We start from the raw sequence: 13,751 nt of genomic DNA, 5'->3' as shown, positions 1-13,751 counted from the left end.
TTTTAACAAAGACGAAAGGGTAGGCTCACAAACTTAAACGTAGCTTCAACAATGTAGTTTGTAGCGCATTCCAGTCAACGTCACCGCTATGTATTAACTCTATGCGGCTGTCAGGTGGTGCGGCATTCTGCGTTTCAATATGGAAATCAAGGCCCTGACGGTTGATCCGTACTAAACCTTCCGCAATACGCAGCACACCTTTGACGCGGTCGACAGGAGCAAGTCTAGCCCATTCCAGAACACCTACTGTGTCAAATAGTGTGTCGGCATCAAAAATCCATCCGCAGCCCACATAGCCCTGGCCACTATTGATGCTGCGCCGCCAGCGTTGATGTTCAGGCAAACTTAATGCCGCTAGCCCACGTGTTGCTGCATGACTGTGGTTATGATCCGGACTGGATGGTATCTCGCGCAGGTTTTGGCGTGGTTTATCAAGAAGGCTAATATCGATATGACCATTTTGCGCGGTGATCATTTCCCGCCCAGCACCCTCACGCAGCCACCACTCGTTAAGAGCCGCGCGGCTTTCATCGCTGGCACGGTCTTCTTTATTTGCAATGACGATATCAGCAGCAGCAAGTTGATCGCGGAAATTGTCATTATTGACTGCCCGTTCATCAAGCAACTGGCGTGGGTCAAGCAGACACAGAGTGGCGTTGAGTTCGATCCAGGGTTGGTAAACTTCGGCGGTCAACATATCGAGGATTTGTTTTGGGTGACCAAGCCCGGTCGGTTCAATGAGCAGACGGTCAGGTTTGCCCTGGCGAAGCAAAGTATTGAGCCCTACCTGCATCGGCAGTCCATTTACACAACACATACAGCCGCCGGGAATTTCTTTCAGCAAAGCACCGCTGTCGGCTAATAACGCGCCGTCGATTCCGACTTCACCGAATTCGTTGACCAGCACAGCCCATTTTTCATGCTCGGGCTTATTGGCAAGTAAATGCAGAATGGTAGTGGTTTTGCCGCTACCGAGGAAACCGGTAATCAGGTTGGTTTTAGTCACAAGTGCTCCGGACAGGTTGAGTGGACCTTACGTGATGTTCAATTATCACTATCCTGAACAACAATTACCAAAAAATGAAGCCCGGACGGCTCCACATCCTTGTGAAGCGGGTTTAAAGGCATTGATTGTTAAATTAACCGATAAGGTTTGCGACCGTTGCTCGCGCACCTTTGCTGCATAACTCATTCCATGCAGCGGTAATACGCGCGACGAATTGTTCATCAGCAGGCAGGTCGCTGCCAAAGATTTCATGCAGGCTGAGTACGGCATTAACGCGTTCATTAACAGGGCTGTTTGCGACCAGTGTTTTAATTTTTTCAGCTAACGGATCGCGAATATCAATTTCGTTACCCGCGTCGTCAATACCGCTGACATAGCGCATCCAGGCGGCAACGCCTAATGCCAGGCATGGCCACTCATCGCCTTGTTGCAGATGCCAGCGCACACTTTCTAGCATCCGTTGCGGCAGTTTTTGGCTACCGTCCATCGCAATTTGCCATGTGCGGTGCTTCAGCGCCGGGTTGTCAAAACGCTCGAGCAGGTTATGGGCATACTGCTGTAGATTTACGCCCGTAACGCGCAGTGTTGGCGCTTGTTCGCGCATCATCAAACGGTGCCCCGCCTTGCGGAAATTCTCATCTGCCATGCAATCATTTATATGCTGATAGCCTGCGAGATAGCCGAGATAGGCGAGGAATGAGTGGCTGCCGTTCAACATGCGTAACTTCATTTGTTCCCATGGCATCACGTCGTTAACCATTTCGACGCCAACTTCTTCCCATGCCGGGCGGCCTGCAACAAAGTTATCTTCAATGACCCACTGGATAAACGGCTCGCCAGAAATCGCGCATGGGTCTTCAACACCCAGTGTGTCAGTGATTTCTTGCAGTGATTCAGGCGTGGCAGCAGGTACGATTCTGTCGACCATGGTGCTTGGGAAGGTGACATGTTCGCGGATCCAGTCGGCTAATTCCTGGCTGCGCGTTTCCGCCATGCCAATCACGGCGTTACGCACCACATGGCCGTTGTCGGGAATGTTGTCGCAAGAAAGTACGGTAAATGGGTGCAGTCCACGTTCGCGGCGACGATTAAGTGCCTCCACCAAAATGCCCGGAGCCGAATGTGGTTCTTCAGGGTTTTGTAGGTCGTGAATAATACGCTCGTTACTGCTATCCAGTTTCCCGGTCGCCGGGTCGATGCAATAGCCCTTTTCAGTCACAGTAAGGGAGACAATCGCAACTTGTGGCTCGCAGAACTTTTCAATAATGGTACCCAGTCCATCGAGTTTTGCATTCAGGCATTCGTTAACCGCGCCGACAATAATCGCCTGATTACCTTCACGACCTTTTTCCAATACGGTATACAAATGGTCCTGTGCACGCAGCGCACTCATTAGTTTGTCGCCGCTAAACAGACTAATTTCACAAATGCCCCAGTCTCCCCCCAATTTATTGAGTACCCGGTCGGTCAGCAGCGCTTGGTGTGCGCGGTGAAACGCACCAAAACCAAAGTGGACGATGCGAGTTTTTAACGCCCGGCGGTCATAATTAGGCTGTTGAATATCGGCAGGTAACGTGACTGAAGCAATTGTGTTCATAAAATGCAAATCCTGATTAACCAATTGGTAACATGGCTCAGTCTAAAGTTATATGACAGCAAATTGAATTGGTCTGCTGTCTTTATCCCTTTAATGTGAGCTGGATCAACCAATATCATTGCAAAATTTGACCGTAAGCGAGAATCCGGTATGGTAGTAGTCAATACAGCATTCTAGAATTGGTATGACAACTTAAACTGAGGAACTGTCGATGGAACAAACATGGCGTTGGTACGGCCCAAAAGACCCGGTATCTCTGGATGATGTGCGTCAGGCGGGCGCGACCGGTGTCGTTACTGCTTTGCATCACATCCCAAATGGTGAAGTTTGGCCGGTTGCTGACATCAAAGAGCGCCTGGCTGTATTGGCGGAAAAAGGTCTGACCTGGTCTGTAGTAGAAAGTATTCCGGTGCACGAAGAAATTAAAACTCACTCCGGCGACTTCGATAAGCATATCGCAAACTACCAGCAAAGCATTCGTAACCTGGCAGAATGTGGCATCGACACCGTGTGCTACAACTTCATGCCGATTCTGGACTGGACACGTACTGATCTGGAATATGAATTGCCAGATGGTTCACGCGCTCTGCGTTTTGACCAGATTGCATTTGCAGCATTTGAGCTGCACATCCTCAAGCGCGAAGGCGCTGAAGCTGACTACAGCGAAGAAGAGCAGCGCCAGGCGCTGGGCTACTTCAACAATATGTCTGATGCCGAAAAAGAAAAACTGACCCGCAATATCATTGCTGGTTTACCAGGTGCGGAAGAGGGTTACACTCTTGACCAGTTCCGTGCACGTCTTGCTGAATATGACGGCATCAGTAAAGAACAGCTGCGCGAAAATATGGCGTACTTCCTGCGTGCAATTGTTGCGGTAGCGGAAGAAGTTGGCGTTCGTCTTGCAGTTCACCCGGATGATCCACCGCGACCAATCCTGGGCCTGCCGCGCATCGTTTCTACCATTGAAGATATGCAATGGCTGAAAGAAACGGTCGATAGCATTTATAACGGCTTCACCATGTGTACCGGTTCTTATGGCGTTCGCGCTGACAACGACCTGGTTCGCATGATTGAAACCTTCGGCGATCGCATTCACTTTACTCATCTGCGTGCAACTTGCCGCGAAGATAACCCGAAAACCTTCCATGAAGGCGCGCACCTGCAAGGTGATGTGAACATGGTTGCAGTGGTGAAAGCGATTCTGGCTGAAGAACAACGTCGTAAAAACGCCGGCGATCTGCGCCCGATCCCGATGCGTCCGGATCACGGCCACCAGATGCTTGACGATCTGCACAAGAAAACTAACCCAGGTTATTCAGCGATTGGTCGTCTGAAAGGTCTGGCTGAAGTTCGCGGTGTGGAACTGGCACTGAAACAAACAATGTTCCCTGACTTGCTGAAGTAAGCTGAACATTATTGATGTAAAAAATTGATGTAAAAAACGCGCCTCCTGGCGCGTTTTTTATGGCTGCAACATATGCCTATTTATACAGACCCAGGTTACCCGTGAGCCTGGTGATTTTTTTCTTCGGCCCAATTAACCCTATTGCTACCAGTTCAATATGATTGCTGGATACAGCAGAAATACGTTCCCCATATTCATCGTAGGTCTTACATGACTGCGCCAAGGCGCTGAAGGGCATCGTATAAATTTCTTCGTCTGTTTCAGCAATGCTGAGCAGCTCCTGTATATAAGCGCCAGGTGCCAGGAGAATCGGCAAAGGGGCATAAATAACGCCAGGATAATTGACGGCATCTGCACTTTGCATGTCAGGACCCACCAGGTTTTCCACCGTATGGCCGAAACTCATACCAATAACGCTGGCTGCGTTGATGGCAAGCCCAGGGCTCAGGTCTTTATCAATAATAATCGTGCTTCGATGTTGGCTGGCGTCAAACTTCATATTTTATCCTCGCAGGGGAATCTGAAATGGCTCATGGAGTCGCTCTTTGTGAACAATATAATGCAGGAAGCTAGCGGGAAATTGCTGCCTAAATAGCTTGAAAAATGCACAAAATAAGGCAGGATTGACCCGTTTATTATCTAAAATTAAAAGGATCTGACCTGATGACCATAAGCACAACAGACGTAAAGATTCTGACTCTTTTACAAAACGATGCGCGCATGACGAACCAGTCTGTAGCCGATTCAATTGGGTTGTCAGCATCACCTTGCTGGCGAAAAATACGCAAGCTTGAAGAAGACGAAGTGATTCAGGGTTACCGCGCAGTACTTAACCGTCGCAAGATAGGCCTGGCAGTAATGGTGTTCGTTCGTGTAACCATAGACAGCCACAGTGAATCAGAAGCGAAGAAGTTTGAAGAAGAAGTCGCGGCACTTGAGGATGTGGTTGCGTGCTACAGCATCGGTGGTGATGCCGATTTCTTATTGCAGGTCGTCGCGCGCGATCTGGATTCTTATGCGGACTTTGCTATGTCAGTGGTACGTCGTTTGCCGGGGATTAAAGAAATGCAGAGTATGTTTGTGCTAAAGGAGATCAAACCGCTGGTAAGCTATCCCATTAAGAAATAGCACAAATATTTCTCCCAAAATAAAAACCCGCCGAAGCGGGTTTGGATGTCTGTCGGTTAAACTGCAAAACACGTATTAGTCTGCGCGACCCATAGAACGCTTTTCAGCAATATGGATGCGGATTTTCTCACCGGTCACCATATATTCTGGAACCTGAATAACCAGGCCAGTAGACATTGTTGCAGGCTTAGTACGGGAGCTTGCTGACGCGCCTTTTATGCCTGGTGCGGTTTCAACAATTTCCAGGTCCACAGTTTGTGGCAGTTCAAGCGCCAGCAACTGGCCATCCCAGGTCAGAACTTGCATGTCTGGCATGCCGCCTTCCGGAATGAATTGCAGCTCTTCTTCAATCTGATCTTTGGTAAAGATATACGGCGTGTAATCTTCTTTATCCATGAACACGTATTCGTTGCCGTCAATGTAAGAGAAGTCAACGTAACGGCGGGTCAGAGTGATGGTGTCGACAATATCATCACCTTTGAAGCGCTCTTCAACTTTCTGACCAGAACGGACATCAGAAAAACGCATTTTATAAAGCGTTGCTGCGCCACGGGCGCTAGGTGCCTGGATATCGATATCTTTAACAATCAGCAGCTTGCCGTTGTAATTAAGTACCATACCCTTTTTGATTTCATTAGCTCTTGGCATCGGTGTTTCCTGTAAAAAATTGAGGAGCGAAAATATTGCGTCAAATTACTCGGGAGGCGTCTTTCAGGCAAGCGGATTTCATTGCAGATAGTGCATAAATCTACGTAGTAAAGCCGCACTGCTACTGCTAGAGTCCTGATCCTTGTCAGCCCACTGGAGTATTGTTGATGGACTGTCGTCCCGATTGCGGCGCGTGTTGTACCGCGCCTTCTGTATCAAGTCCTATTCCTGGCATGCCAGATGGCAAGCCCGCTGATACTCCATGTGTTCAGCTTGGCGCAGATATGCGCTGTAAAATCTTTCTTTCACCGCTAAGACCAAAGGTTTGCGCAAACTTGCAACCGTCGCGGGAAATGTGCGGTACAACGCGCAAGCAAGCCATGGATTACCTGATCTATCTGGAAGCTGCGACTGCACCCTAGATATCTTTAATTTTCATCATGCAATAAGCGGTGATGGCTATCATTCCCAGCGCGATATAAAACACTGTGTGGTAGTTCCAGATTTCTGCAACTACACCGGCCATCGAGCCTGCAATAATCCAACCGACACGCGTCGTATTGGTATATAGCGTGGTAGCCGCTCCCGCCTGTCCTGGCATTAAATCCTGAAAATACAACATCCCAATACCCGCCAAAATGCCGATGAAAATAGCGTTCAGCAGTTGCAGGCCCAGCAGCATGAATTCGTTATGTAACGTCAACATACCAATATAGAACAGCAGACCTGCGACTCCCGCAATACGCATTAGAAAACGCTTACCAAAACGTTTGGCGTAATAGCCTGCGATAAGCATTGTTGGGATCTCAAGCCCGGCAGCTGTCCCCATCATCACTCCCGCCAGCTTCTCCGGCAGATGTAATTCATTAATGATGTAAAGGGGCATATTAATAATGTAGAGACTGTTACAGCCCCACATCATGGTGCAGGCGACGAATAGCAGTAGGGCATCACGACGGTTACGGCGCGGAGCTTCAAGCGTGGCGGATTTAGTTACCACCTCTTTACGCATTGATGGCAGGAGCAGCCGTACCATCACGCTGCAAACCACAAATGCAAAGGCCGCGCTCAGATACATGGTGGTAAAACCAAAACCTAAAGCCAGCGCGTAGGCGATAGGCGGGCCAATAACCCATGCAAGGGAGACCTGTGCACGTAAAATAGAGCTAAACATCACCGCTTCACGGCCCGTACGGTCAGCGTGTTCGCGCGCAAGGGCAAACATCTGCGGGTTGGCAGTGGAGCCAAAGCTGCTGAGGAAAACACCGACAAACAGCAACACAAAATAGTTACGGTTCCAGGCAAATAGCACGCAGGCTAATGCACCCAACAAGCAGCAAACAAAAATAAGCGATTTGCGATCGCCTTTCCTATCAGAACGCCCCGCAAGAAACTGGCTGACCAAAATACCTATGATGGCGCTGCCGGTGAAAAAGAAACCTACCATCGCAGGACGAACATGGACTTCTTCCGTCAAAAACAGGCTCAGCGTTGGGGTTTGTAATGCCCCCGCAATTCCGGTTAAAAAAGCTACAATCAAAAAGGCTGAAGAAGTTAAGTCAAGGGGCTTGCGTGTTGCTGCTATGGGGGAGTTTTGCATGCTCTCAGTGTCGGCTGGTCAATGAACGCGCGGAGTTTACGCGCCTTGCCTGGAAATAAACAGTTGTTCAAATCAAAAGCAACACGAAAAGTTAAAACGCTGTTCCTGGCTATGTTCAGCAAAAGCTGATGCTTATAAATTGTGTGCTGAACGTACCGTGATACTGCTCACTTTTTCGGCTTAGATGGGAGTGAAAATGTGCGTAACCTCTAAATTCTGGTAACGAAAATACAACATATCTTGCCTGAATCGTGGAGGATCTCCACACTACTTGAAACGTTTCAGCGTCGTCTTATTTAGTTTCAGGAGTGGGATGGCGCATTTTTTCTCATTGCAGCTGAATCGTTTCAATTCAGCAGGAGAGGAGAACCATGTTCCAGTTATCTGTGCAGGATATTCATCCGGGCGTTAGTGCCGGAAATAAAGAAGAAGCCATACGTCTGGTTGCCACTGCGCTCGCGCAGGCAGGCAACGTCAGTATTGGCTATGTAGAAGGTATGCTGGCTCGCGAGCTGCAAACCTCCACTTACTTAGGTAACGGTATTGCTATCCCACATGGCACTACTGATACCCGTGATCTGGTATTGAAAACCGGCGTTAAGGTGTTCCAGTTTCCACAAGGAATAGAATGGGGCGAGGGCCAGAAAGCTTACATTGTAATTGGCATTGCAGCTCGTTCTGACGAACACCTTGGTTTACTGCGTCAGCTGACACATGTGCTCAGTGATGACGAAGTTGCTGAACAACTCAAAACCGCGACTTCAGCAGAAGAGCTTCGCGCATTGCTAATGGGCGAAAAACAATCTGCATCTTTGCTGTTTGATAACTCATTATTGGCGTTAGATGTTACCGCCACCGACCTGATGACGCTTCAGGCATTAAATGCCGGTCGCATTAAACAGGCGGGTGCTGCCAACTCTGCTTTTGTAAGCCACGTAGTTTCCAGCAAACCACTCTATCTTGGACAGGGTATCTGGCTTAACGACAGCACCGAAGGCAACCTCGCGAGTGCTGTGGCAATCAGCCGCCCAGCATCAGTTTTTGAAGCAGACGGCCAACCGGTATCGCTGTTGATGACGGTTGCAGTGGCCGACGACCAACCCTTACAAGTTCTCAATCGCCTGAGCGATATGTTGATAAACAACAATGCTGACCGTTTGCTGAACGCAGATGCACCTGGGTTGCTGACGTTGCTGACCACTGATGTCCCAGCTGAACAAAATAGCCTGAGTGCAGATTTCCAGATTCGCAATGAACATGGTCTACACGCCCGTCCTGGTACGGTGCTGGTGAATACCATTAAACAATTTAATAGCGAGATTACCGTGACAAACCTTGATGGAACCGGGAAGCCAGCCAATGGTCGCAGCCTGATGAAAGTCGTCGCTCTGGGCGTGAAAAAAGGCCACCACCTGCGCTTTACGGCCGTAGGTGAGGATGCTGAACTTGCGCTGAAAGCCATTGGTGAAGCGGTTGCTGCCGGTCTTGGTGAGGGGGCAGCATGAGTCGTCGTGTCGCAACAATTACGTTAAATCCGGCTTACGACCTGGTCGGTTACACCCCTGAAGTTGAACGTGGTGAAGTTAACCTTGTGCGCACTACGGGTCTGCATGCCGCCGGTAAAGGGATTAACGTTGCTAAAGTTCTTAAAGACCTTGGCATCGATGTCACGGTAGGTGGATTCCTGGGTAAAGATAACCAGGATGGTTTTCAGCAACTGTTCAGTGAGTTGGGTATTGCCAACCGTTTTCAGGTGGTGCAAGGCCGTACCCGCATCAACGTAAAACTGACTGAGAAAGATGGCGAAGTTACCGACTTCAATTTCTCAGGCTTTGATGTAACTCCTGCAGATTGGGAGCGTTTTGTTGCTGATTCCCTGAGCTGGCTTGGCCAGTTTGACATGGTGTGTGTTAGTGGCAGCTTGCCTGCGGGCGTTTCACCTGATGCTTTCACTGACTGGATGAAGCGGCTACGTAGCCAGTGCCCATGCATCATTTTCGACAGCAGCCGTGAAGCCTTAGTCGCAGGTCTGAAAGCTGCACCGTGGTTGGTTAAACCAAACCGCCGCGAGCTGGAAATCTGGGCTGGTCGAAAATTGCCAGAAATGAAAGATGTGATTGAAGCAGCCCATGCGCTACGTGAGCAAGGAATTGCGCATGTGGTGATTTCGCTGGGCGCCGAAGGTGCTCTTTGGGTTAACGCATCGGGTGAGTGGATAGCGAAACCGCCAGTATGCGAAGTCGTCAGTACCGTAGGTGCGGGGGATTCTATGGTCGGCGGGCTTATCTACGGCCTGTTAATGCGTGAATCCAGCGAACATACCCTGCGTTTAGCGACGGCAGTGGCTGCGCTGGCGGTAAGTCAGAGCAATGTCGGAATTACAGATCGTACTCAACTGGCGGCTATGATGGCCCGTGTTGATCTGAAACCATTTAACTGACAGCAGGAGAGGAACTATGAAAACGCTGCTGATTATTGAACCAGGTCTTGGGCAAGCTCGTGCGTACCTCGCGAAAACATTGCTGGGTTCAGCCGCGCAAAAAGCGCGTTTGCAGATTATCGACAATCCAAACGATGCTGAAATGGCAATCGTTGTAGGGACCGCCATTCCTGCCGATAGCTCGCTGAATGGCAAAAAGGTATATCTGGGTGATATCGACCGTGCAGTTCAGCACCCGGAACTGTTTTTAGGTGAAGCGAAAGATAAAGCGAAGCCTTATACCGCTCCAGCGAGTGTTGCACCGGTCGAGCTGGCTAAAGGGCCAAAACGCATTGTTGCAGTAACAGCTTGCCCAACGGGCGTCGCGCATACCTTTATGGCTGCTGAAGCCATTGAAACCGAAGCGAAAAAACGTGGCTGGTGGGTAAAGGTTGAAACACGCGGCTCGGTTGGCGCAGGTAATGCAATTACCCCTGAAGAAGTAGCTGAGGCCGATTTAGTCATTGTTGCGGCCGATATCGAAGTTGACCTGGCAAAATTTGCGGGCAAACCGATGTATCGCACCTCAACAGGTCTGGCACTGAAGAAAACGGCACAAGAGCTTGATAAAGCTGTTGTTGAGGCTAAGCCTTTTTCAGCGACAGGGCAGAGTGCAGCCAGCGCGAATGAAGGAAAAAAAGAGTCGGTAGGTGCTTATCGCCATCTGTTAACCGGTGTTTCCTTCATGCTACCGATGGTGGTCGCGGGCGGTCTATGTATCGCGCTGTCGTTCGCTTTTGGTATCGAAGCATTTAAAGAACCAGGTACATTGGCTGCGGCACTGATGCAAATCGGTGGTGGTTCAGCCTTTGCGCTGATGGTGCCGGTTCTGGCGGGTTACATTGCGTTTTCTATCGCTGACCGACCAGGCCTGACGCCGGGTCTTATCGGCGGTATGTTAGCCGTTAGCACCGGTTCTGGTTTTATCGGCGGGATTATTGCGGGCTTCCTCGCAGGCTACGTTGCTAAGATGATTAGCACCAAGCTGAAACTGCCACCAAGCATGGAAGCATTGAAACCAATCCTTATCATTCCACTGTTCTCAAGCCTGATTGTGGGTCTGGCGATGATTTATCTGATCGGTACGCCGGTTTCGAAAATCCTCGAAGGTCTGACTCACTGGCTGCAAACTATGGGCACCGCGAATGCGGTACTGTTGGGCGCAATCCTTGGCGGTATGATGTGTACTGATATGGGTGGGCCGGTTAACAAAGCGGCTTACGCATTTGGTGTCGGGTTACTCAGCACCCAAACTTACGCACCGATGGCCGCCATTATGGCAGCAGGTATGGTGCCACCGCTGGCTATGGGTCTGGCAACATTTATTGCGCGTCGTAAATTCGACAAAGCTCAGCAAGAAGGCGGCAAAGCGGCGATGGTTCTGGGTCTGTGCTTTATCACCGAAGGGGCTATCCCGTTTGCAGCACGTGATCCAATGCGTGTTCTTCCATGCTGTATCGTTGGTGGTGCGGTGACTGGTGCAATCTCCATGGCAGTAGGCGCTAAACTGATGGCTCCACATGGCGGCTTGTTTGTTCTGTTAATCCCAGGTGCGATTACCCCGGTTGTGGGTTATCTGATTGCGATAATTGCAGGAACGTTGCTGGCGGGTCTGTCTTATGCCTTCCTGAAACGTCCGGAAGCAGAAGTTGTCGCAAAAGCTGCATAAGTAAACGAGTCTAATCGGGGCAGAGAATTCTCTGCCCTTTTTTTATGCCCATATTTTGTATCCCACCTCTCAAATCTCCCCCTGCCTTGCAAACTGTACCTACAAAAAATTGTGACTTTGTTCATATCTATTCATTTTAGATCTGGATGATGTATTTACTTTGCTCAAAACACGCCTACTATAAACACATGTTTGAATATGAACATGTGCTCTAATAAGTAAACTCATGGTGGTTTATCTACCTGGTAAACTCATTTTTATGGCAGTTTATTGCCAGAGGACGAGCTATGCGTGAAAAGGAATACATAGTAATTGTTGGCTCGGCCAATATGGATGTTGCCGGGTATTCAAATGCATCTTTAAATTATGCTGACTCAAATCCAGGCAAAATAAAATTTACGCCAGGCGGCGTTGGTCGAAATATTTCTCATAATTTGGCACTTCTTGGTAAAAATGCATGGTTATTGACTGCTGTGGGCGGTGATTTTTATGGTCAGTCATTGCTGGCACAAACAAATAAATCTGGAGTGCATGTCGATAAATGCCTTGTCGTGCCAGGGGAAAATACATCAAGTTATTTATCACTCCTTGATAATACCGGTGAGATGCTCGTTGCCATTAATGACATGAGTATTACCAATCATATTTCTGCAGAATTTTTAACACAACATGCTGATTTTATTGGTGGAGCAAAAGTGATCGTCGTTGATTGTAATCTCAGCGAAGAAACACTGGCTTGGGTATTGGAACATGTACACGATGTACCGGTGTTTGTTGACCCGGTTTCAGCCTGGAAGTGCGTCAAAATTCGCGAGCGGCTCAATCAAATCCACACCCTGAAGCCCAATCGACTTGAGGCGGAAACCCTCAGTGGGATTACGCTTTCCAGCCGGGACGATGTAGGAAAAGTTGCCTCCTGGTTTCATCAGCATGGCTTAAACCGTCTGGTGCTCAGTATGGGGGGAGACGGTGTTTATTACAGCGATATCAATGGGGAAAGCGGCTGGTCTGCGCCCGTTAAAACTAAAGTCATTAATGTTACCGGCGCCGGTGACGCCATGATGGCAGGGCTTGTTTCCTGCTGGATGGATGGTTTGCCATTTATAGATTCAGTTCGATTTGCGCAGGGTTGTTCATCGATGGCACTTGCCTGTGAATATACCAATAACCCTGATTTATCTGTTGCGAATGTTACATCGTTAGTGGAGAACACAGAATGTCTGAATTAAATATCTCATCCGAATTATTGCAAATTTCACCAGAAGTACAGGAAGCATTAAATAGTCAAAAACCGATTGTTGCACTGGAATCAACGATTATTTCTCATGGCATGCCTTTCCCTCAGAATGCACAGACAGCAATTGAAGTAGAAGAGACTATTCGTAAGCACGGAGCCGTCCCAGCCACAATCGCTATTATTAGTGGAGTAATGAAAGTCGGCTTAAGTAAAGATGAAATTGAATTATTGGGCCGTGAAGGTCATAGCGTGACAAAAGTCAGTCGTCGTGATTTACCTTTTGTTGTCGCAGCCGGGAAAAATGGTGCCACGACAGTTGCCTCCACTATGATTATTGCTGCTCTTGCCGGAATTAAAGTCTTTGCGACTGGTGGGATTGGTGGTGTACATCGTGGAGCAGAACATTCATTTGATATTTCTGCTGATTTACAAGAACTGGCAAATACTAATGTCGCGGTTGTTTGTGCAGGTGCGAAATCTATTCTCGACCTCGGGTTAACGACTGAATATTTAGAGACATTTGGTGTTCCATTAATTGGTTATCAGACCAAAGCTCTGCCAGCATTTTTCTGCCGCACCAGTTCATTTGACGTCAGTATTCGTCTGGATAGCTCGCAAGAAATAGCTCGCGCAATGGCGGTGAAATGGAAAACTGGCCTGAGCGGTGGCCTGGTTATCGCGAATCCGATTCCAGAGGAGTTTGCGATGGCGGAGGAGAAAATTAACGCAGCAATCGACCGGGCGGTAAGGGAGGCTGAAGAGCAGGGCGTGGTAGGAAAAGAGAGCACGCCATTCCTGCTGGCACGTGTGGCGGAACTCACCGGTGGCGATAGCCTGAAATCCAACATTCAGTTGGTGTTTAACAACGCCGTACTAGCCTGCGAGATTGCCAAAGAATATCAGCGGCTCGCCTGATAAAAAACCATGGGCACAGCGGTCGCCCGCGAATATCAAACATACCAAAACCTGGCGTTAACGTCGG

General features: G+C 49.0%; 13 protein-coding genes. 8 read left to right on the top strand and 5 right to left on the bottom strand.

The window, feature by feature from the left end; genetic code table 11:
• Positions 1-25: 25 nt before the first annotated feature.
• Both GC128_RS12050 and GC128_RS12045 read right to left on the bottom strand, forming a co-directional pair.
• The gene (locus GC128_RS12050; protein ID WP_151994499.1) at positions 26-1,006 is read right to left on the bottom strand and encodes a CobW family GTP-binding protein; all 981 of its coding nucleotides are present in this window, start codon (positions 1,004-1,006) and stop codon (positions 26-28) included.
• A gap of 133 nt (positions 1,007-1,139) precedes the next feature.
• On the bottom strand, positions 1,140-2,603 hold the full coding sequence (locus GC128_RS12045) for a mannitol dehydrogenase family protein (protein WP_151994498.1): 1,464 nt from the start codon (positions 2,601-2,603) through the stop codon (positions 1,140-1,142).
• Positions 2,604-2,814: 211 nt separating this feature from the next.
• Between GC128_RS12045 and uxuA the strand changes: the two genes are divergently transcribed.
• A complete protein-coding gene (gene uxuA / locus GC128_RS12040; RefSeq protein WP_151994497.1) occupies positions 2,815-4,008 on the top strand; it encodes a mannonate dehydratase in 1,194 nt (397 codons plus the stop codon).
• Between the two features lie 76 nt (positions 4,009-4,084).
• Here uxuA and GC128_RS12035 read toward each other — a convergent pair whose 3' ends face one another.
• Complete coding sequence (locus tag GC128_RS12035; protein ID WP_151994496.1) at positions 4,085-4,507, bottom strand: DUF2000 domain-containing protein; 423 nt, start codon at positions 4,505-4,507, stop codon at positions 4,085-4,087.
• Positions 4,508-4,671: 164 nt separating this feature from the next.
• Here GC128_RS12035 and GC128_RS12030 point away from each other — a divergent pair, with 164 nt between their 5' ends.
• A complete protein-coding gene (locus GC128_RS12030; RefSeq protein ID WP_151994495.1) occupies positions 4,672-5,136 on the top strand; it encodes an Lrp/AsnC family transcriptional regulator in 465 nt (154 codons plus the stop codon).
• A gap of 75 nt (positions 5,137-5,211) precedes the next feature.
• On the opposite strand, the gene yeiP is transcribed toward GC128_RS12030, so the two are convergent.
• Positions 5,212-5,784 (bottom strand): elongation factor P-like protein YeiP, encoded by a 573-nt coding sequence (gene yeiP / locus GC128_RS12025; protein ID WP_064512540.1) that lies wholly within the window; start codon positions 5,782-5,784, stop codon positions 5,212-5,214.
• Positions 5,785-5,951: 167 nt separating this feature from the next.
• Here yeiP and GC128_RS12020 point away from each other — a divergent pair, with 167 nt between their 5' ends.
• Positions 5,952-6,206 carry a YkgJ family cysteine cluster protein gene (locus tag GC128_RS12020; protein WP_074391982.1) on the top strand — a complete coding sequence of 85 codons (255 nt, stop codon included), beginning with the start codon at positions 5,952-5,954 and terminating at the stop codon, positions 6,204-6,206.
• On the opposite strand, the gene setB is transcribed toward GC128_RS12020, so the two are convergent.
• Positions 6,203-7,384 (bottom strand): sugar efflux transporter SetB, encoded by a 1,182-nt coding sequence (gene setB, locus GC128_RS12015; protein WP_151994494.1) that lies wholly within the window; start codon positions 7,382-7,384, stop codon positions 6,203-6,205. The genes GC128_RS12020 and setB overlap by 4 nt on opposite strands.
• 371 nt (positions 7,385-7,755) lie before the next feature.
• Between setB and fruB the strand changes: the two genes are divergently transcribed.
• The 5 genes from fruB (at position 7,756) to GC128_RS11990 (ending at position 13,684) form a co-directional block, all read left to right on the top strand.
• A complete protein-coding gene (gene fruB, locus GC128_RS12010; protein ID WP_151994493.1) occupies positions 7,756-8,889 on the top strand; it encodes a fused PTS fructose transporter subunit IIA/HPr protein in 1,134 nt (377 codons plus the stop codon).
• Positions 8,886-9,824, top strand: coding sequence for a 1-phosphofructokinase (fruK, locus tag GC128_RS12005; protein ID WP_064554903.1), 939 nt, complete (start codon positions 8,886-8,888; stop codon positions 9,822-9,824). Before fruB ends, fruK begins: the two co-directional genes overlap by 4 nt.
• Before the next feature lie 16 nt (positions 9,825-9,840).
• On the top strand, positions 9,841-11,532 hold the full coding sequence (fruA, locus tag GC128_RS12000; protein ID WP_151994492.1) for a PTS fructose transporter subunit IIBC: 1,692 nt from the start codon (positions 9,841-9,843) through the stop codon (positions 11,530-11,532).
• A gap of 287 nt (positions 11,533-11,819) precedes the next feature.
• A complete protein-coding gene (locus tag GC128_RS11995; protein WP_151994491.1) occupies positions 11,820-12,761 on the top strand; it encodes a pseudouridine kinase in 942 nt (313 codons plus the stop codon).
• Positions 12,749-13,684 (top strand): pseudouridine-5'-phosphate glycosidase, encoded by a 936-nt coding sequence (locus tag GC128_RS11990; RefSeq protein ID WP_151994490.1) that lies wholly within the window; start codon positions 12,749-12,751, stop codon positions 13,682-13,684. Before GC128_RS11995 ends, GC128_RS11990 begins: the two co-directional genes overlap by 13 nt.
• Positions 13,685-13,751 lie beyond the last annotated feature (67 nt).

Source organism: Buttiauxella massiliensis (genome assembly GCF_902500225.1).
In the GTDB taxonomy this organism is placed as follows: Bacteria; Pseudomonadota; Gammaproteobacteria; order Enterobacterales; family Enterobacteriaceae; genus Buttiauxella; species Buttiauxella massiliensis.
This window is presented reverse-complemented; position numbering and strand designations above follow the sequence as displayed.

Excerpts from the sequence above, each read along its gene's own strand:
- GC128_RS12045 (WP_151994498.1), bottom strand. The coding sequence starts at position 2,603 with ATGAACACAATTGCTTCAGTCACGTTACCTGCCGATATTCAACAGCCT.
- uxuA (WP_151994497.1), top strand. The coding sequence starts at position 2,815 with ATGGAACAAACATGGCGTTGGTACGGCCCAAAAGACCCGGTATCTCTG.
- GC128_RS12035 (WP_151994496.1), bottom strand. The coding sequence starts at position 4,507 with ATGAAGTTTGACGCCAGCCAACATCGAAGCACGATTATTATTGATAAA.
- GC128_RS12030 (WP_151994495.1), top strand. The coding sequence starts at position 4,672 with ATGACCATAAGCACAACAGACGTAAAGATTCTGACTCTTTTACAAAAC.
- yeiP (WP_064512540.1), bottom strand. The coding sequence starts at position 5,784 with ATGCCAAGAGCTAATGAAATCAAAAAGGGTATGGTACTTAATTACAAC.
- GC128_RS12020 (WP_074391982.1), top strand. The coding sequence starts at position 5,952 with ATGGACTGTCGTCCCGATTGCGGCGCGTGTTGTACCGCGCCTTCTGTA.
- setB (WP_151994494.1), bottom strand. The coding sequence starts at position 7,384 with ATGCAAAACTCCCCCATAGCAGCAACACGCAAGCCCCTTGACTTAACT.
- fruB (WP_151994493.1), top strand. The coding sequence starts at position 7,756 with ATGTTCCAGTTATCTGTGCAGGATATTCATCCGGGCGTTAGTGCCGGA.
- fruK (WP_064554903.1), top strand. The coding sequence starts at position 8,886 with ATGAGTCGTCGTGTCGCAACAATTACGTTAAATCCGGCTTACGACCTG.
- fruA (WP_151994492.1), top strand. The coding sequence starts at position 9,841 with ATGAAAACGCTGCTGATTATTGAACCAGGTCTTGGGCAAGCTCGTGCG.
- GC128_RS11995 (WP_151994491.1), top strand. The coding sequence starts at position 11,820 with ATGCGTGAAAAGGAATACATAGTAATTGTTGGCTCGGCCAATATGGAT.
- GC128_RS11990 (WP_151994490.1), top strand. The coding sequence starts at position 12,749 with ATGTCTGAATTAAATATCTCATCCGAATTATTGCAAATTTCACCAGAA.